The 19,096-nt window shown below is 38.9% G+C and carries 19 protein-coding genes and 3 tRNA genes; 9 read left to right on the top strand and 13 right to left on the bottom strand.

Annotated elements, in window-relative coordinates:
- Positions 1–26: 26 nt before the first annotated feature.
- From FCR2A7T_RS09255 to FCR2A7T_RS09265, 3 genes are all read right to left on the bottom strand, one after another.
- Positions 27–108: transfer RNA gene (locus FCR2A7T_RS09255), tRNA-Leu, on the bottom strand.
- 42 nt (positions 109–150) lie between these two features.
- Positions 151–223, bottom strand: a tRNA-Lys gene (locus FCR2A7T_RS09260).
- A gap of 32 nt (positions 224–255) precedes the next feature.
- Positions 256–328 (bottom strand) — tRNA-Lys (locus FCR2A7T_RS09265).
- 128 nt (positions 329–456) lie between these two features.
- Here FCR2A7T_RS09265 and FCR2A7T_RS09270 point away from each other — a divergent pair.
- Positions 457–975 (top strand): shikimate kinase, encoded by a 519-nt coding sequence (locus FCR2A7T_RS09270; RefSeq protein WP_023571019.1) that lies wholly within the window; start codon positions 457–459, stop codon positions 973–975.
- On the opposite strand, the gene FCR2A7T_RS09275 is transcribed toward FCR2A7T_RS09270, so the two are convergent.
- The 3 genes from FCR2A7T_RS09275 to FCR2A7T_RS09285 all read right to left on the bottom strand — a co-directional run bounded on the left by FCR2A7T_RS09275 (position 967) and on the right by FCR2A7T_RS09285 (position 2,531).
- Positions 967–1,461, bottom strand: coding sequence for a phosphoribosyltransferase family protein (locus tag FCR2A7T_RS09275; RefSeq protein ID WP_023571020.1), 495 nt, complete (start codon positions 1,459–1,461; stop codon positions 967–969). The two genes, FCR2A7T_RS09270 and FCR2A7T_RS09275, sit on opposite strands and share 9 nt — an antisense overlap.
- Positions 1,462–1,570: 109 nt before the next feature.
- Positions 1,571–2,158, bottom strand: a complete 588-nt coding sequence (locus FCR2A7T_RS09280) for a methyltransferase (protein ID WP_035118082.1) — start codon at positions 2,156–2,158, stop codon at positions 1,571–1,573.
- A complete protein-coding gene (locus tag FCR2A7T_RS09285; RefSeq protein WP_023571021.1) occupies positions 2,139–2,531 on the bottom strand; it encodes an RNA-binding S4 domain-containing protein in 393 nt (130 codons plus the stop codon). The genes FCR2A7T_RS09280 and FCR2A7T_RS09285 overlap by 20 nt, the downstream gene beginning before the upstream one ends.
- Positions 2,532–2,612: 81 nt before the next feature.
- On the opposite strand from FCR2A7T_RS09285, the gene FCR2A7T_RS09290 reads away from it, so the two are divergent.
- Entirely contained in the window at positions 2,613–3,626 is a 1,014-nt protein-coding gene (locus FCR2A7T_RS09290) for an FKBP-type peptidyl-prolyl cis-trans isomerase (RefSeq protein WP_023571022.1), read from the top strand.
- 61 nt (positions 3,627–3,687) lie between these two features.
- Here FCR2A7T_RS09290 and FCR2A7T_RS09295 read toward each other — a convergent pair whose 3' ends face one another.
- Together FCR2A7T_RS09295 and FCR2A7T_RS09300 are read right to left on the bottom strand one after the other, a co-directional pair.
- Positions 3,688–4,641, bottom strand: coding sequence for a transketolase family protein (locus FCR2A7T_RS09295; protein WP_023571023.1), 954 nt, complete (start codon positions 4,639–4,641; stop codon positions 3,688–3,690).
- A gap of 80 nt (positions 4,642–4,721) precedes the next feature.
- Complete coding sequence (locus tag FCR2A7T_RS09300) at positions 4,722–5,573, bottom strand: transketolase (RefSeq protein ID WP_023571024.1); 852 nt, start codon at positions 5,571–5,573, stop codon at positions 4,722–4,724.
- Between the two features lie 166 nt (positions 5,574–5,739).
- Here FCR2A7T_RS09300 and tgt point away from each other — a divergent pair, with 166 nt between their 5' ends.
- From tgt to FCR2A7T_RS09335, 7 genes are all read left to right on the top strand, one after another.
- Positions 5,740–6,870 carry a tRNA guanosine(34) transglycosylase Tgt gene (tgt, locus tag FCR2A7T_RS09305; protein WP_023571025.1) on the top strand — a complete coding sequence of 377 codons (1,131 nt, stop codon included), beginning with the start codon at positions 5,740–5,742 and terminating at the stop codon, positions 6,868–6,870.
- A gap of 75 nt (positions 6,871–6,945) precedes the next feature.
- Complete coding sequence (locus FCR2A7T_RS09310; RefSeq protein WP_023571026.1) at positions 6,946–8,022, top strand: LptF/LptG family permease; 1,077 nt, start codon at positions 6,946–6,948, stop codon at positions 8,020–8,022.
- Positions 8,009–8,893, top strand: coding sequence for a DMT family transporter (locus FCR2A7T_RS09315; protein WP_035118085.1), 885 nt, complete (start codon positions 8,009–8,011; stop codon positions 8,891–8,893). The genes FCR2A7T_RS09310 and FCR2A7T_RS09315 overlap by 14 nt, the downstream gene beginning before the upstream one ends.
- Positions 8,894–8,970: 77 nt before the next feature.
- Positions 8,971–9,924, top strand: a complete 954-nt coding sequence (locus tag FCR2A7T_RS09320) for an acetyl-CoA carboxylase carboxyltransferase subunit alpha (protein WP_035118090.1) — start codon at positions 8,971–8,973, stop codon at positions 9,922–9,924.
- Between the two features lie 143 nt (positions 9,925–10,067).
- On the top strand, positions 10,068–11,612 hold the full coding sequence (gene dnaB / locus FCR2A7T_RS09325; RefSeq protein ID WP_023571029.1) for a replicative DNA helicase: 1,545 nt from the start codon (positions 10,068–10,070) through the stop codon (positions 11,610–11,612).
- Between the two features lie 87 nt (positions 11,613–11,699).
- Positions 11,700–12,962: a hypothetical protein gene (locus FCR2A7T_RS09330; protein WP_023571030.1), complete on the top strand. Its 1,263-nt coding sequence runs from the start codon at positions 11,700–11,702 to the stop codon at positions 12,960–12,962.
- 12 nt (positions 12,963–12,974) lie between these two features.
- On the top strand, positions 12,975–13,886 hold the full coding sequence (locus FCR2A7T_RS09335) for a glutaminase (RefSeq protein ID WP_023571031.1): 912 nt from the start codon (positions 12,975–12,977) through the stop codon (positions 13,884–13,886).
- Here the strand turns inward: FCR2A7T_RS09335 and rlmF are convergent, their stop codons facing one another.
- From rlmF to thrS, 5 genes are all read right to left on the bottom strand, one after another.
- Positions 13,887–14,801: a 23S rRNA (adenine(1618)-N(6))-methyltransferase RlmF gene (rlmF, locus tag FCR2A7T_RS09340; RefSeq protein WP_023571032.1), complete on the bottom strand. Its 915-nt coding sequence runs from the start codon at positions 14,799–14,801 to the stop codon at positions 13,887–13,889.
- A gap of 227 nt (positions 14,802–15,028) precedes the next feature.
- The gene (gene rplT, locus FCR2A7T_RS09345; RefSeq protein WP_023571033.1) at positions 15,029–15,373 is read right to left on the bottom strand and encodes a 50S ribosomal protein L20; all 345 of its coding nucleotides are present in this window, start codon (positions 15,371–15,373) and stop codon (positions 15,029–15,031) included.
- Between the two features lie 148 nt (positions 15,374–15,521).
- Complete coding sequence (gene rpmI, locus FCR2A7T_RS15020) at positions 15,522–15,719, bottom strand: 50S ribosomal protein L35 (RefSeq protein ID WP_081709383.1); 198 nt, start codon at positions 15,717–15,719, stop codon at positions 15,522–15,524.
- A gap of 71 nt (positions 15,720–15,790) precedes the next feature.
- The gene (gene infC / locus FCR2A7T_RS09350) at positions 15,791–16,339 is read right to left on the bottom strand and encodes a translation initiation factor IF-3 (RefSeq protein ID WP_081709384.1); all 549 of its coding nucleotides are present in this window, start codon (positions 16,337–16,339) and stop codon (positions 15,791–15,793) included.
- Positions 16,340–16,368: 29 nt separating this feature from the next.
- On the bottom strand, positions 16,369–18,309 hold the full coding sequence (gene thrS / locus FCR2A7T_RS09355) for a threonine--tRNA ligase (protein ID WP_023571035.1): 1,941 nt from the start codon (positions 18,307–18,309) through the stop codon (positions 16,369–16,371).
- Positions 18,310–19,096 lie beyond the last annotated feature (787 nt).

A 19,096-nucleotide genomic window follows, 5' to 3' on the forward strand; every position in this document is an offset into this window, starting at 1 on the left:
TTTAATCAGCACTATGTATTTATTCGTGACCACGATGGGATTCGAACCCATACGCCTTGCAGCACCACCCCCTCAAGATGGCGAGTCTACCAATTTCTCCACGTGGCCTAGCTATAAAAAAAAAAGTTAAGCGATGTGCTTAACTTTTCGTGACCCGGCTGGGATTCGAACCCAGGACCCCATCATTAAAAGTGATGTGCTCTACCAGCTGAGCTACCGAGTCGTTGCTATCAGGAAATGTATTTGGTCATTTTGTGACCCGGCTGGGATTCGAACCCAGGACCCCATCATTAAAAGTGATGTGCTCTACCAGCTGAGCTACCGAGTCTGAAATCATTTCCTGATTGCGGGTGCAAATATAAGGCGTATTATTTATTTTCCAAGGGAAATTTATTATAAATTTGACTTTTTTTTAATCTCTTTTCTTAAGCGCTTAGTTTATAAGGTTTTATTGTTATGAAGAAAATTGTTTTAGTTGGCTATATGGGCTCCGGAAAGTCCACAATTGGTAAAATATTGTCTGAAAAAACAGGAATTCCTTTTTTTGATTTGGATGAAATCATCGAGAAAAACACGCAAAAAACCATTTCGGAATTATTTTTGGAAATTGGAGAAATCAAATTTCGGAAATTGGAGCATGAAACACTAAATCATTTTCTGGCGACTCAATTTAGTTTTATCCTTAGTTTGGGAGGTGGTACTCCTTGTTATGCGAACAATCATCTGCAATTGCTAAAAGAAGGGATTACCTCCGTTTATTTGAAAGCATCTCTTCAGGAATTAATAAGACGATTAGAGCCGGAAAAAAAACACCGCCCGTTGATTGCTTCAAAGGACGGTGAGGATTTTCAAGAGTTTATTGCGAAACATCTCTTTGAGCGAAGCTATTTTTATAATCAGGCCAAATATGTTATTTCGGTTGATGCAAAAATGCCGGCAGCAATAGCAGATGAAATCATCAGTATCTTAACTTAGGTATACGTATTCTTCGTTTTCTTCAAAAACCACCTGAATGTGTTCCAATAAAGAAGTGGAGAGTGAAATTCCTTTAAAATCGGCTTTTACAGGGTATTTTTTATGATTCCGGTCAACAAGTACCGCAGTTTTGAATTTCTTCAACGGGACATCCAGAAAGTGCTTTACACCGTAAATTAATGTGGCGCCCGAGTTTAGTACGTCGTCAATCAGTACCAATCCTTTGTTTTGGTATTCTTCAACCGTCAATGAGGTAATGATTTTGTCCTGCGGATTGGTTTTATTGATTTTCACTTCACACAAAATCACTTTCAAGTCGGAAATTTTTTCCAGTTCTGTTGCGATTTTTTGAGCGAATATGTAACCGCTGTTGGCTATTCCGGCCAAAACCACTTCGTTTTCATCTACAAAAGTTTCGTAAATCTGGTAGGCAATGCGTTTGGTTTTATGCTGAATTTCGCTTTGTGTTAAAATGATGTTTTTCATGAGTAGTGTTGTTGTTTTGTTTTAAACCGACTTCAAAAGTCATGGTTTTAAAGTGTAACCAAAAATAATGTTTTTTTTAATAAGCCAACTTCTTCTTTCAACCTAATTGTTATTTAGCAAGAAAGATAAAAAACAGTTCGCGTTCTTTTCTGGGTTGTATGGAATTGTAGGCAGTTTCGAGTGTTTTGATGTGAAATTTTTCTGAAAACAAGTTCAGGTATTCTTCTTTGCTGCCTCCAAACGGCGGGCCTTCTTCGGTTAACGGAAAATCGAACAGCAATCCGAACAGTTTTCCGTTTTTGGAAAGTAAGGAATGCATTTTGGAAGCGTATTTCTCACGCAGTTCCGGCGCTAGTGCACAAAAGAAGGTTTGTTCCAGTATCAAATCATAGGTTCCGTCGAGTTGGAAAAAATCACTGTGAATAAGCTGTTTTTTCGGGAAATCAGGAATCCTTTGTGCAATATTGTGGAGCGGACTTTCGGCAAAATCAACCACGGTAACATTTGTAAATCCTTTAGACAGAAAATAATCCAATTCATAACCGTTTCCGGCGCCCGGAATCAGTATTTTAAGATTTTTGTCTTCAATCTGATCGATGTATTCTTTTAAAGGCGTAGTTATTTTACCGGCATCCCAACCGATTTCGTTATTTTCATAACGGTTTTGCCAATAGTCTTTATTCAGTTGTGTTTTCATCGTCTTCGGGTTCTATCGTATAATCGTCAATGTCTCTTCGGTCTTTTTTGGTAGGGCGTCCCTGTCCTTTGGTGCGATAATGCTCTTTGGATAGTTTTAATAATTCCAGATGTTCGAATGCTTCGTCCGGCGTTTCGTCTTTTCGGTAGATATCCACTAATTTTGGTCCGACACGATTGGCAGGAATGTCCAGCACGGTTATCATATATTTAATCTGGTCTTTGCGCAGCGTAATTTTATCGGAAGGGAAAACTTCTCGTGAAGGTTTGGCATCCTGACCGTTTACGGTGATGTGTCCTTTTTTGCAGGCTTCAGTTGCGATACTTCGGGTCTTGTAATATCGGACGCACCATAAATATTTATCGATTCTCATACGAATTCGTTAAAATCATTGTTAATAAGCGTACAAAAATAAATGAAAATTGTATCTTGCGGCCATTAAAACGTACGAATAATGAATAGAATTTTTAAGATAGTAAGTGTTTTATCTTTAGCGATATTGTTTGCAAACTGTCAAAAAGACGATGGTGTTGGACCTGTTGAAGCAAGACCGCATCCAGAGGTTTATCCTGAAGATTTGGTTAAAATTGAAACCTATTTGAAAACGCATTACCTTGATGTTAATGATTCGAATTTGAATGGCGAAGTTGACGTGAATGAAATTTCTATTTTACCTCTTGACGATTCGCATACTGTTTCGGTTTGGGATCAGACAGATTATCCTTTGTTGAGTAAAATTGCAAAAATATATGGTGTTGATTTTAAAGTCTATTATCTTAAATTAGACGGTAAAGGGGATACCGATGCAGATGGAAATAAACCTTGTGGTGTAGACAGAGTATTGGTGTCATATCGCGGAAATCTTTTAGACGGAACCGAGTTTGATTATGCGCCGAATCCGGTTGAGTTTAATCTTATTGATCTGGTTAAAGGATGGGAGTATGTTTTCCCTGAATTCAGAGCCGGTTTCTTTGATGCTCCTAACGGTGACGGTACTTTAAATCCAAGAGATTATGGAGCAGGAGTAATGTTTTTACCTTCAGGATTGGGATATTACAATCAGAATTTTGGAAACGTACCTTCGTACTCCCCGCTTGTTTTTGCGTTTAATTTTTATGCGGTAACTTATTTGGATCAGGATTTCGATAAGATTCCTTCCCGTTATGAGTATGTTTTAAATGCTGATGGATCTTTATTGGATACAGACGGAGATGGAATTCCGAATCTTTTTGATTCTGATGACGATAATGATGGATATCTTACCAAAAATGAAATAAAATATACGGTTACTGATAATACTACTGTTCCAGAAACAGTATATACTTATTATTATCCTTTTAATGGTGCAGCAGTTGATGATGTTACAACTCCTTTTGTAGATGAAACTAAAGGGATTCCTAATTGTGGTGGTACGGATTATACGTCTTCCACAAGAGTAAGAAAGCATTTGGATAACAGTTGTCATTAATTATATCGAATAAAAAATCCCGCTCATTGAGCGGGATTTTTTTATGAGTATAAGTGAAAGATTATTTTCGCTTCATTACTTTTTCAACAGCTTCTACAATCGCCTGATTGTTTAATTTGTATTTTTCCATTAGTTGTTCTGGAGTTCCTGATTCTCCGAAACTGTCCTGAACTGCTACAAATTCCTGTGGTTTCGGATTGTTTAATGCCAAAGTTCTGGCAACGCTTTCTCCCAAACCTCCTAAAATGTTGTGCTCTTCAGCAGTAACTACACAGCCTGTTTTGGCAACCGATTTCAAAATCGCTTCTTCGTCCAAAGGCTTGATGGTATGAATGTTGATTACTTCCGCTGAAATTCCTTTTGCCTCTAATGTTTCGGCAGCAATTAAAGCTTCCCAAACCAAATGTCCAGTTGCGATAATGGTTACATCCGTTCCTTCGTTTAACATAATCGCTTTTCCGATTACGAAAGGTTCGTCAGCTGGCATAAAGTTAGGTACTACCGGACGTCCGAAACGTAAATACGCCGGACCATGGTGATCTGCCAATGCTAAAGTAGCTGCTTTGGTTTGGTTATAATCACAAGTATTGATAACTGTCATTCCCGGTAACATTTTCATCAAACCGATGTCTTCTAAAATCTGGTGCGTTGCTCCATCTTCTCCTAAAGTTAAACCTGCGTGAGAAGCACAGATTTTTACGTTTTTATCCGAATAAGCAACCGATTGACGTATTTGGTCATACACACGACCGGTTGAAAAGTTAGCAAAAGTTCCCGTAAAAGGAATTTTTCCACCAATGGTTAAACCGGCTGCAATTCCAATCATGTTCGCTTCAGCAATTCCGATTTGGAAAAAACGCTCTGGGTGGTTTTTCTTGAAATCGTCAAATTTTAACGATCCGATTAAGTCGGCACAAAGGGCAACTACATTTTCGTTCTTTTGACCTAATTCAGTCATTCCCGCTCCAAAACCCGAACGGGTATCTTTACTTCCTGTATTTGTATATTTTTTCATTTGAATTTTAATTGAAAGAGTTAAAAATTGAAAGAGTTAAAAATTCTGTTGTCAGAAATTTATAGTCGTCAATTTTTATTTTAGTAATCTACTTCGTCTTCAGAATAATTTTGAGCCAAAGCAGCTGTTAATTGTTCGTCGTTCGGAGCTTTTCCGTGCCACGCATGAGTGTGCATCATAAAATCAACACCATGTCCCATTTCGGTGTGTAATAAAATACAAACCGGTTTTCCTTTTCCGGAAAGGGATTTGGCATGATTCATTCCTGCAATGATGGCTTCGATGTTGTTTCCTTCTTTGATTTCTACCACATCCCAGTCAAAAGCCACAAATTTAGCTTTTACGCTTCCCATGTTTAACACTTCGTCAGTAGTACCGTCAATTTGTTTTCCGTTCAAATCTACAGTTGCAATCAGGTTGTCTACTTTTTTGGCAGACGCATACATGATGGCTTCCCAGTTTTGACCTTCCTGTAATTCACCATCGCCCATTAGTGCATACACTAAGTGCGGATCATTGTTTAGTTTTTTTGCCTGAGCAGCACCAATTGCTACCGACAAACCTTGTCCTAAAGAACCTGATGCCATTCTCACACCCGGTAAACCTTCATGAGTAGTTGGGTGTCCTTGTAATCTGGAATTCAGTTTTCGGAAAGTAGCCAATTCTTTAACAGGGAAATAACCGCTTCGGGCTAATACACTGTAGAAAACCGGGGAAATGTGTCCGTTGGAAAGAAAGAAAAGGTCTTCGTCAATACCGTCCATGTCAAATCCGGGCTTGCGCTCCATGATGTTTTGATATAAAACCACTAGGAATTCGGTACAACCCAAAGAACCACCCGGGTGGCCTGAATTTACAGCGTGAACCATACGAAGAATGTCTCTTCTTACCTGAATCGTTAAATTGCTTAATTGTTGAGTGTTAGGCTTCATTTTATGTGTAAAAGTTAAACTGTCGCAAAGATAATCAGATAATTGGATTTTTCAGAAGATTAGATTATCGGATTTTTAGAAATGTTTACAGGATGTTAATTAAATTCATAATTCATTAATTCATAACTCACAATTCTTTTATCTTTGCCGATTGTAAAATGTTTATATGAAGTTCGATTTATTACTTAAAGACCCACAAACTAAGGCAAGAGCAGGATCAATCACTACCGATCACGGTGTAATCGAAACCCCTATTTTCATGCCGGTGGGAACCGTTGCTTCCGTTAAAGGAGTACATCAGAGAGAATTAAAAGACGATATCAATCCGGATATCATCTTAGGAAATACCTATCATTTATACCTGCGTCCGCAAACGGAGATTCTTGAAAAGGCCGGAGGGTTGCATAAATTCATGAACTGGGACCGAAACATCCTTACCGATTCAGGTGGATATCAGGTGTATTCGCTTTCTTCCAACCGAAAAATTAAAGAAGAAGGGGTGAAATTTAAATCGCATATCGATGGGTCTTACCATTTCTTTTCTCCGGAAAATGTAATGGAAATCCAACGCACTATCGGTGCCGATATCATTATGGCTTTTGATGAGTGTACACCGTATCCTTGTGATTACCGTTATGCTCAAAAATCGATGAAAATGACCCACCGTTGGTTGGATCGTTGCATCAATCATTTGGAAAAATTACCGTTCAAATACGGTTACGAACAAACGTTTTTTCCTATTGTTCAGGGGAGTACTTATAAAGATTTACGCCGGCAATCGGCTGAATACATTGCGAATGCAGGCGCACAAGGAAATGCTATCGGTGGACTTTCAGTAGGAGAACCTGCAGAAGAAATGTATGCAATGACCGAAGTGGTTACGGCCATTCTTCCGGAAGATAAACCACGTTATTTAATGGGAGTGGGAACGCCAATCAATATTTTAGAAAATATCGCGTTAGGTATTGATATGTTTGATTGTGTTATGCCTACGCGTAATGCCCGTAACGGAATGTTGTTCACCGCCAACGGAACCATCAACATCAAAAATAAAAAGTGGGAAGCTGATTTTTCGCCTATTGATGAAATGGGACACACTTTCGTGGATACCGAATATACCAAAGCATATTTACGTCATCTTTTCGCTGCAAACGAATATCTTGGCAAACAAATCGCAACAATTCACAATTTAGGATTTTATATGTGGTTGGTTCGTGAAGCGAGAAAACATATCTTAGCCGGAGATTTCCGTGAGTGGAAAGAAATGATGGTGAAAAACATGAGTCAGCGATTATAATTTTGAAGTTGGAAATTTGAGATAAGAAGTTTTTTCGATTCTAAAATTCTAAATTCTAAACTCTAAAGGCAATAAATGAAAATAATCGATAAATACATTTTAAAGCGATATTTAGGTACTTTTTCAGTGATGTTACTGTTGTTTATTCCGATTGGAATTGTGATAGACGTTTCGGAGAAAGTCAACAAAATGATTGAAAATAAAGTTCCGTTTGTTGAAATTGCTAAATATTATCTGGATTTTACGATTTATTTCGCAAATATGCTTTTTCCGATATTTTTATTTTTATCGGTCATCTGGTTTACTTCCAAATTGGCTAACAATACAGAAATTATTGCCATCTTAAGTTCCGGAATTTCATTTACCCGTTTTATGCGTCCTTATATTATTGGGGCAACTTTAGTATCATTGTTTGCGTTATTGATGGCGTTTGTTCTGGTACCCAACGCTAGCAAGGGGTATAACGATTTTAGGTATACTTATCTTAAAAATAATCCTAAAGTTCGTGAAAATCAGGATGTTTATCGACAAATCAGCGACGATGAATTTATTTACGTAAGCAATTTTAATTATATGTCTAAAATGGGTTATAGTTTTTCTTTGGAAAAATTTAAACAAAACAAATTAGATTATAAAATACTTGCCAATCGTATCCGGTGGAATGAAGAGGACAGCACTTATACTTTGTTTGGTTTCAAAAAAAGAATTGTAGGGGATTTGGATGATCAGTTGATTTCATTGGAAAAGAAACGAATGAAACTGGATTTTGATATCGATGATTTAACTCCGGTAGTTTATATTGCTGAAACGATGACATTAGGCGAATTAAATAAGTTCATCGAAAAAGAGAAAGCCAGAGGATCTTCCAATATTAATACGTATCTGGTGGTTAAATACCGTAAATTCAGTTTACCGGTTTCGGCGTTTATCCTTACGATTATTGCCGTCGCGGTTTCGGCCATGAAACGCAGAGGCGGAATGGGAGTAAATCTTGCGATGGGAATAGCCCTTGCCTTTACGTTTATTTTCTTTGAAAAGATTTTCGGTGTTTTAGCCGAGGCTTCCAGTATACCTCCGTTTGTAGCGGTTTGGTTTCCCAATGTAATCTTCGGAATTTTAGCAATTTATTTACTTAGAAATGCCAAGCGATAAACTGAAAAGTTACTTCCATCTCCATTTCATTGTTTTTATTTGGGGATTTACTGCGGTTTTAGGGAAGCTGATTTCTCTTGATGCTCTTCCTTTGGTTTGGTACCGAATGATAATAGCGGTTACCATTATTTTTCTATATGTTAAAATCCGTAAAATACCTTTATTGCATTCCAAAAGACTGTTAATTGGGTTTTTATTTTCAGGATTGGTCATTGCCATGCATTGGCTCACTTTTTTTCACGCCATTAAGGTTTCCAATATCTCGGTAACTTTAGCCTGTTTATCAACCGGCGCTTTGTTTGCATCTGTTTTGGAACCGGTTTTCTATGGAAAAAAAATAGTGCTGTATGAAGTGTTTTTCGGATTGTTGGTGGTTTTGGGATTGGGAATCATTTTTAAAGTGGAAGGCAATTACATAGAAGGAATAGTATTGGCGTTAACATCTGCTTTTCTTTCGGCTTTGTTTTCAGTCATCAACGGAAAATTTGCCAAATACAATGACGCGGCAGTTATTACTTTTTATGAACTTTTGGGCGGAGTAGGTTTTTTATCTATCTATCTATTGTTTTCCGGAAGTTTTACCCATGATTTTTTTCAGATTTCATTAAACGATTTGATTTGGTTGTTAGTGTTGGGATCCTTTTGTACGGCATATGCTTTTCTGGCCTCCGTAAAAGTGATGAAATATTTAACGCCCTACACGGTAATGTTAACCATTAATATGGAACCTATTTACGGCATCATATTGGGAATTCTGGTTTTCAGCGAAAGCGAAAAAATGAGCACCGAGTTTTATATCGGAGCCTCTATTATATTGATAACCGTAATATTGAATGGGGTTATCAAGAATTACAAGAAAGTTAAAAACTAATTATCAAATAGTTTCTGCATTGTAAAATGAAAATTTTATCTTTGCTGTCCAAACTAAAATCAAAAGAAACAAACAAAATGGAATACTTAGATTTTGAACTTCCGATTAAAGAGCTTGAAGATCAATTGGATAAATGCCAGATTATTGGTCAGGAGTCGGACGTAGATGTTTCCAATACCTGCAAGCAAATCGAGAAAAAATTAGAAGAAACCAAGAAAGATATATATAAGAACCTTACCGCATGGCAACGTGTGCAGCTTTCAAGACATCCGAATCGTCCTTACACGATGGATCACGTGAGAGCGTTGTGTGGAGAAACTTTCCTAGAACTTTTTGGTGACAGAGGTGTAAAAGACGACAAAGCCATGATTGGTGGTCTAGGAAAGATAGCCGGTCAGTCATTTATGATTGTGGGTCAGCAAAAAGGATACAATACCAAAACCCGTCAGTTCCGTAATTTCGGAATGGCAAATCCTGAAGGATACCGTAAAGCGCTTCGTTTGATGAAAATGGCCGAGAAATTCGGAATTCCGGTTCTTACCTTAATCGACACTCCGGGAGCCTATCCAGGTTTGGAGGCAGAAGAAAGAGGACAAGGTGAAGCCATTGCCCGCAATATTTTTGAAATGTTCCGATTAAAAGTGCCCATCATTTCCGTAATCGTGGGTGAAGGAGCTTCAGGTGGAGCATTGGGTATTGGTGTTGGTGACCGAGTAATGATGATGGAAAACACTTGGTATTCTGTAATTTCACCGGAATCCTGTTCGTCAATTCTTTGGAAAAGCTGGGAATATAAAGAGCAAGCAGCGGAAGCATTAAAACTGACGTCTTCCGATATGAAAAAACAAAAGTTAGTTGACGATATTATTCCTGAACCACTTGGCGGAGCACACTACGACAGAGAAACTACATTCAAAAACGTTGAAAAATATGTGATGAAAGCTTTTAATGAATTGAAAGACTTATCAACAGAAGAATTGGTGGCGCAAAGAATGGAGAAATACAGTAAAATGGGGGAATTTAAAGAATAAATTCGCTTGTTCGCAAAAAAAAAATCCGAAGCCTCACTGCTTCGGATTTTTTTTTGACTTATTAACAATAAAAGTCAAGTTGTTAACAGTGTCTTATTAACAACTCAAATTTATTTTTTCTAAAAATTGGTTACCTTAGCAGCATGGAAAACCTTAAGAATATAAACCCTTACAAAGTGGACAAAACCGCGATCATCAACCTTGAAAAAGGGAAGTTGCCACCACAGGCCATCGACCTTGAAGAGGCGGTGCTTGGTGCTATGATGATTGATAAAAAAGGGGTAGACGAGGTTATCGATATTTTGAGCCCCGATGCGTTTTATAAAGATGCACACAAATACATTTTTGAAGCGATTATTCAGTTGTTCAATGATACTCAGCCTATTGACTTATTAACAGTTTCGGCACAGCTAAAAAAGAACGCGAAATTAGACTTGGCGGGCGGTGATTTTTACCTGATTCAGCTAACACAAAAGATATCGTCTTCGGCACATATCGAATTTCACTCACGAATCATTCTTCAGAAATTCATTCAGCGCAGTCTGATTCGGATTTCTTCTGAAATTATTGAAGAATCGTATGATGAAACCACCGATGTTTTCGATTTGCTGGACAAAGCCGAATCTAAATTATACGAAGTAACGCAGGGAAATATCAAACGTAGTTCGGAAACGGCGCAAAGTTTGGTAATTCAGGCGAAAAAAAGAATTGAAGAAATTGCCAATAAAGAAGGTCTGAGCGGAATCCCAACTGGTTTTCACGATTTGGACAAATTGACTTCGGGTTGGCAGCCGTCCGATTTGATTATTATTGCAGCGCGTCCGGGTATGGGTAAAACCGCATTCGTATTGTCGATGGCAAGAAATATGGCAATTGATGCAGGTGCACCGGTAGCTTTGTTTTCACTGGAGATGTCATCTGTACAGTTAATTACGCGTTTAATTTCTTCGGAAACGGGCTTGTCTTCGGAAAAATTGCGTACCGGGAAACTGGAAAAACACGAATGGGAACAGCTTTCCATCAAAGTAAAAGATTTGGAAAAAGCTCCTTTATATATTGATGACACACCGTCACTTTCCATTTTCGATTTGCGTGCGAAAGCCCGTCGTTTGGCTTCTCAGTACGGAATCAAGATGATTGTAATCGATTACCTTCAGTTAATGACTGCCGGTGGAAACGGAAAAGGAGGCGGAAACCGTGAGCAGGAGATTTCAACCATTTCCCGAAATTTAAAAGCATTGGCAAAAGAGTTGTCGGTTCCGGTTATTGCGCTTTCTCAGTTGTCGCGTGCCGTGGAAACGCGTGGTGCGAGCAAGCGTCCGTTGTTGTCCGACTTACGTGAATCGGGTGCGATTGAGCAGGATGCCGATATCGTATCGTTCATTTACCGACCGGAATATTATAAAATTGACGAATGGGACGACGAAGAGCGTTCGCCAACACAAGGCCAGGCCGAGTTTATCGTAGCAAAACACCGTAATGGTGGCTTGGATAACATCCGATTGAAATTTATCGGAAATCTGGGTAAATTCGACAATCTGGACGATCATCATTCGCCTTTCGAAGATTTGCCATCGAGTATGAATATGGATAATAATCCGTTTATCACCAAAAATCTTCCTTCGGCCAACGAAGCTTTCGGAAGCAACATGAACAGTTTTGACGACGACAGCGATGTGCCGTTCTAAATAAAATCTTTTAAGCCTACATTTTGTAGGCTTTTTTTATGACTTTTTGTTTTTAAAATCACTTATCTTTGAGAATAAATTTCTCAAATGCGTTTCAAAAATACACTATATATTGTTCTGTTTCTGGTTTCATTATCGGCAAAAGCGTCGTTTGTGCTGCTTCCTATGGATCCCGAAACCCAGCAAAATCATCTAAAAGCTTACGGAATTACCTATTGGGCTTTAGATAAACAATACAAGGTAAGCTGGTTGTTGAATTATCGCGGCGGTTCTTTTTTGTTGCCCGATGCGCCCGAAATCCGTAAAGAATGCCAGATTCGCGGGGTGAGTTTTGAAGTCCTTTCCGATGGAACGGCTAATGGAATTCTGGACGAAATCAGTTCGCCTTCTCAAAATATGGAAACGGTGGTACTGGAAAAAGCACCAAAAATTGCTGTTTATACGCCAAAAGGAAAACAACCTTGGGATGATGCGGTAACGTTGGTTTTAACTTATGCTGAAATTCCGTTTACCCCGATTTATGATGAAGAAGTTTTAAATGATGCCCTTTTGTTATACGATTGGCTGCATTTGCACCACGAAGATTTTACGGGACAATATGGAAAGTTCTTCGGAGCGTACCGAAATGCGCCTTGGTATATCGAACAAAAGAAAGAAGCGGAAGCTTTGGCAACAAAATTGGGATATAGCAAAGTTTCTCAGGAAAAATTGGCGGTGGCGACCAAGATCCGAAATTTTGTGATTGGAGGCGGATTCATGTTTGCCATGTGTTCGGCAACCGACAGTTTTGATATCGCACTTTCGGCGGAAGGAGTGGATATTTGCGAACCGATGTTTGACGGCGATGAAAGTGATGCGAATTATCAAACCAAAATAGACTACAACAATACGTTTGCTTTCAAGGATTATATTTTAGAGCGTAATCCGATGGCGTATGAGTTTTCCAATATTGATGTGACCAATACGAGAAGGGTTTTACCCGATGTGGACTATTTTTCTTTGATGGAATATTCCGCAAAATGGGACCCGATTCCAACAATGTTGTGTCAGAATCACACCCAATTGATTAAAGGTTTCATGGGACAAACCACGGCTTTCGACAGCGATTTAATCAAATCGAACGTTCTAGTAATGGGAGAAAACAAACAAAACGGTGAGGCACGTTACATTCACGGCACCAAAGGAAAAGGAATGTTTACCTATTATGGCGGTCACGATCCGGAAGATTATCAACATAAAGTGGGCGATGCACCTACGGTTTTGGACCTGCATCCGAATTCACCGGGCTATCGTTTGATTTTAAACAACGTTTTATTCCCTGCAGCCCGTAAGAAAAAATTAAAAACCTAATTTTGCGTTTTGATGAATTTTGAATCGGTTTTAAAAGAAATATATACGGAAGCAAAGTCTTTTCCAGTGATAGGAACTGTTGCTTCAACTATTCCGGAGTTGGCCAAAATTGATCCCAACAAATTCGGCATGCACCTTACTACGATTGACGGTCAGGATTTCGGTATCGGAGATTCAAATGAAAAATTTTCCATTCAGTCGGTTTCAAAAGCATTGACGGTGACTTTAGCCTTCTCTTTGTTAGGGGAAAAAGTCTGGGAACGGGTAGGAGTAGAGCCTTCCGGAAATCCTTTCAATTCATTGGTACAGCTGGAATATGAAAAAGGAATTCCGCGCAATCCTTTTATTAATGCCGGTGCGTTGGTGATTGCCGACATGCTGGTAACGCATTTTAAAAACCCAAAACAGGATTTTCTGGAGTTTATTCGAACGATTTCAGGTTGTGATACGATTGACTATAACCTGAAAGTGGCGCAATCGGAGAAAGATACCGGATTTCGAAATGCTGCCTTGTGTAATTTTTTGAAATCCTTTGGCAATATCCAAAACGATGTGGATGTGGTTTTGGATTTTTATTTCCATCAATGTTCGCTGGAAATGACGTGTAAAGAATTGGCCCATTCTTTTTTCTTTTTTGCTAATGAAGGAAAAACCAAAAGCGGTCAGCAGATTTTAACCCAAAGTCAGGTAAAACGATTGAACGCTTTAATGCAAACCTGCGGGTTTTATGACGAATCGGGTGAGTTTACCTATAAGGTTGGTTTACCGGGGAAAAGTGGAATCGGTGGTGGCATTGGCGCTTTGTTTCCGCAACATTTTTCGGTGGCAACGTGGAGTCCGCGTTTGAATGAAAAAGGTAATTCTGAATTGGGCATGTATGCCTTGGAGCAACTGACAACCAAAACCGGAATGTCTATTTTTTAATTAAAAACGCCAAATCAGAATTCTGCTTATTTTATTGCCCTGTTCCATTTCTATGGTTTTCACTGCTGTTGCATTTACTTTTTTTAAGATTGTATAGAACGGTTTCAGATTTTCTTTTTTGGAAACCAAAGACGAAAACCATTGGCATTGTATCTTGAAATGTACGCTTTCGTAAATCATGTTGGTGATAAAAGCCAATTCACCGCCTTCGTACCACAGTTCGTTATTTTGTCCGCTGAAGTTTAAAACAGGTTTTCCTTCGGTAGCTTTACCCAAATTTTTAAGTTTTCGCTGCGTGCCTTTTGTCGCTTCTTCTTTGGAATTGTGAAAAGGCGGGTTGCAAATGGTCATGTCAAACCGTTCTTCGGGTTGAATAATACCTTTGAAAATTTGACGTTTGCTTTGTTGCAGACGAATACTTATGCTGTCTTTTAATTCCGGATTATGATTGATAATGTTTTCCGCAGTAAGTTTTGCGGGTTTGTCCACTTCTGTTCCCACAAATGTCCAGCCGTATTCCTGATGCCCGATGATAGGGTAAATGCAATTCGCGCCCACTCCAATATCCAAAATTTTCACACCACTACCGGTTGGAATTTTGCCGTTATGGTTTTCGGCTAAGATATCGGCGATGTGATGAATGTAATCCGCGCGTCCGGGAATGGGAGGACAAAGGTTTGTTTTAGGTAATTCCCAATAACTGATGTTGTAATATTGTTTCAGCAACGCTTTGTTCAAAGCACGGACAGCCTCCGGATTGGCAAAATCGATACTTTCGTTTCCGAATTTGTTCAGACTTACGAATTGTTTCAACTCAGGTAAAGCCCCGATTAAAATTTCGAAATCGTAGTTGCCGTTGTGTTGGTTTCTCGGATGTAATGTTTTTTGCGGAGTATCGGATTTTGTGTTTTTCATGGGAATGGAATGAAGTGCAAAGGTAGTTTAAATATGAAGTTTCCAAAAATTAAAATGGATTCCCTTTTAGCCCCGACAGGAGCGGCTACCGTGTAGCGCGGATGGCGGGAATAAGGTTTCCTGACAATACCCAGACCTTTCGCTCCCAAAAGAAAAACATTAAAATAAAAAACCCACTCTTGCGAATGGGTTTTCTAATAAGTAAGATAAATATGTTTAACAAACGTTTATTTAATTTTATTTACGATAGCTGTGAAAGCTGCAGGGTGGTTCATTGCTAAATCGGCAAGAACTTTACGGTTCAATTCGATGTTGTTCGCTTTGATTTTACCCATGAATTGAGAATAACTCATTCCGTGTAAACGCGCACCAGCGTTGATACGCATGATCCATAATGCACGGAAGTTTCTCTTTTTCTGCTTTCTTCCACGGTAAGCGTAAGCCATTGCTTTCTCTACCGCGTTTTTAGCTACTGTCCAAACGTTTTTACGTCTTCCAAAGAAACCTTTGGCTTGTTTTAATACTTTTTTTCTTCTTGCTCTTTTAGCAACTGAATTTACCGATCTTGGCATAATTTTAAATTGTTTTTTGCAGTAAGGCGACTTTTCAGTACTTCTAATTTCTAAATTCTAATTTCTGAATTTAAAAAGGCCCACTCCAGGGTTATTAAATTGTTTTAACCGAAAGAATAATTAAGGTCAACAGACAATTAATTGTCGATTAGATAATTCTTAATTGTTCTTTTACGCTCTTCATGTCAGTTGAGTGAACTAACGCTGAATGCGTTAAAGCTAATTTACGCTTCTTAGATTTTTTAGTCAAAATGTGACTCTTAAAAGCGTGCTTTCTTTTGATCTTTCCAGAACCAGTAACTTTGAAACGTTTCTTAGCGCTGGATTTTGTTTTCATTTTAGGCATTTTCTTCCTAGGTATTAGATTTATCTTACTTACTATTTTTCTACTGTAAACTGACTACTGTCAACTGAGTACTATTTTTTCTTCTTCGGCGCGATAAACATAATCATACGTTTACCTTCCAATACCGGCATGGCTTCCACCTTTCCGTAATCTTCCAAATCCTGTGCTAAACGAAGCAATAAGATTTGGCCTTGTTCTTTATAAATAATCGAACGCCCTTTAAAGAAAACGAAAGCTTTTAATTTGGAACCTTCTTTTAGGAATTTCTCCGCATTTTTCTTTTTGAATTCGTAATCGTGCTCATCGGTTTGAGGTCCGAAACGAATTTCTTTAATGGTAATTTGTGTCGATTTCGCTTTTAGCTCTTTTTCACGTCTTTTTTGCTCGTACAAGAACTTTTTATAGTCCATGATTTTACAAACCGGTGGTTCTGCATTTGGCGAAATTTCCACCAAGTCCAATTCCAACTGATCGGCTAAGCGCAATGCATCCGCTGTTTTGAAAACACCCGGCTCTACATTTTCGCCTACTAGACGTACTTCCGGCACACGAATATTGTTATTGATTCGGTGTGCATCTTTTTTTTCTACTCGAGGTTGGTAACCTCTGTTGTTTCTTATTGCTATGGCTTTAAAATTTTAAGTTAAACTTAGAATTGTTTTAATGTTTTATTGATTTCTTCCTTAACTAAAGAAGCAAATTGTTCAACTGACATCGTTTCGTTGGACTTTCCGGCATCACCGTGACGGCGAACCGAGATTGTTCCGTTCTTTTCTTCTTCCTCACCAACAATCAGCATAAACGGAAGTTTTTGTACTTCAGCCTCCCTGATTTTTTTACCAATTGTCTCGTTTCGGTTGTCAATTAGGGCGCGAATTTCGTGAATTTCCAGCAATTCTGAAACTTTTTTGGCATAATTTTCATATTTCTCGCTCAAAGACAGGATAATAGCCTGCTCCGGCATCAACCAAAGTGGGAAGTTTCCGCCTGTATGTTCCAGTAAGATAGCGATAAAGCGTTCCATTGAACCGAAAGGCGCACGGTGAATCATCACCGGTCGGTGTAATTCGTTATCCGAACCTTTGTACGATAATTCAAAACGCTCCGGTAAGTTGTAGTCTACCTGGATTGTTCCTAACTGCCAGCTTCTTCCTAAAGCGTCTTTCACCATGAAATCCAGTTTCGGACCATAGAATGCGGCTTCACCAGCTTCAATTACGTAATTCAAACCTTTGTCTTTTGCTGCACTGATAATCGCCTGTTCTGCTTTTTCCCAGTTTTCAACAGATCCGATGTATTTGTCAGGATTGTTCAAATCACGCACAGAAACCTGAGCCGTGAAGTTTTCAAATCCTAACGAACCGAATACGTATAATACAAGGTCAATTACATTTTTGAATTCCGCATCCAACTGATCCGGCGTACAGAAAATGTGTGCATCATCCTGAGTAAATCCTCTCACACGGGTTAAACCGTGTAATTCACCGGATTGCTCATAACGATAAACGGTTCCGAATTCCGCATAACGTTTCGGTAAGTCTTTGTAACTCCAAGGTCTTGCATTGTAAATTTCACAGTGGTGTGGGCAGTTCATGGGTTTTAATAAGAACTCTTCGCCTTCTGCCGGTGTGTGAATCGGTTGGAAACTGTCTGCTCCGTATTTAGCGTAGTGACCGGAAGTCACATATAATTCTTTTTGTCCGATATGTGGGGTAACCACTTGCTCGTAACCGGCTTTTTTCTGAGCCTTTTTCAAGAACTGCTCCAAACGGTCGCGCAATGCAGCGCCTTTTGGTAACCATAACGGTAAACCCTGACCCACTTTTTGAGAGAAATGGAACAAATCCAACTCTTTACCCAATTTTCTGTGGTCGCGACGTTTTGCTTCTTCTAATAACTCAAGGTAATCCGTTAAATCTTTTTGCTTCGGGAATGAGATTCCGTACACACGAGTCAACTGTTTGTTTTTCTCGTCACCTCTCCAATACGCACCGGCTACCGATAAGATTTTCATCGCTTTGATGATTCCGGTATTCGGAATGTGACCACCGCGACATAAATCGGTAAAAGTGGAATGATCACAAAAAGTAATCGTTCCGTCTTCCAGGTTCTGGATTAGTTCTGTTTTGTATTCGTTGCCTTTATATAGTTCCAATGCTTCCGCTTTTGTAGCTGAACGCATTTTGAATTCGTGTTTTTCTCTGGCGATTTCCAAAACGCGGTCTTCTACAGCTTTGAAATCGGCATCGGTGATTTTTTTGTCGCCGAAATCCACGTCATAGTAAAATCCGTTGTCAATTGCAGGACCAATCGTCAGTTTAATTCCCGGATACATTTCCTCCAAGGCTTGTGCCATCACGTGGGAAGTCGAGTGCCAGAACGCTTTTTTACCATCCGCATCGTTCCAGGTATATAAGATAAGAGCGCCGTCCGTGGTTAACGTGGTGGTGGTTTCAATGGTCGTACCATTAAACGAAGCCGAAATCACATTTCTGGCCAAACCCTCACTGATGCTTTTCGCAACATCCATCGGAGTCACACCTTGTGTAAACTCCTTAACCGAACCGTCCGGTAAAGTAATCTTTATCATATTTTTAAATTATAAGATGCAAATATAATCGTTTATAAAAACACATACAATATATATGTAAGGTATAATTTTCTTTTTTGAAGCGAAAGTTTCGGGCTTTTTTGCGGTCGCAGTTCCCGCTTTCCGTTCCAATTCCTCCGCTTTGCTCCGGGATTTCCACTTCAATCGGGGCTAGGGGAGTGTTGTTGTCGCTTTTTTGTGGTGTTTTTAAATGTGTGGTCCTACTGAATTGGCTGTATTCCGGTTTGTTGTCGTTCCGACGTTAGGAGGAATCTCATAATTCAGCTACCTACTTATATAGTAGGGTAAAGAAATTATTCACTCGGGCTTTCTACCTATATATATTATAAGTAATAGTGGTTTTTTCTTAGTACCTTAGCTTGTCAGTGCCTGAGACCTATTTTTAGGGTCTACTCAATAACTATTCAAAAACTTTTCCACCTATTATATAGTATACACGCCTTCAAACCCACTCAGGCACTAAGTCACTCAGCAACTCAGTTACTTTTTCTTCAAAAAACTTTCTTGTGTTATAAAATGGTTATCAGTGAGTTAAGGAAAAAGGGTAAAAAAAGAAGTAAAAAAGGTTGTAATTAATTTGCGATAGTGGAAAAAGGTGCTACTTTTGCACCCGCAATAACGGCATAGTTCTACTGACATTTTGAAACAAACCGGGTCTTTAAAGATTTTGAAAAAAGTTAAAAAAAGATTTGGATTGTAAAGAATAAAGCAACTATCTTTGCAGCCCGCAAATAAGCCTTAAGGTGCTTCACCGAACACTTCTGAA

It is taken from the genome of Flavobacterium cauense R2A-7, assembly GCF_000498475.1.
GTDB classification, from domain to species: domain Bacteria; phylum Bacteroidota; class Bacteroidia; order Flavobacteriales; family Flavobacteriaceae; genus Flavobacterium; species Flavobacterium cauense.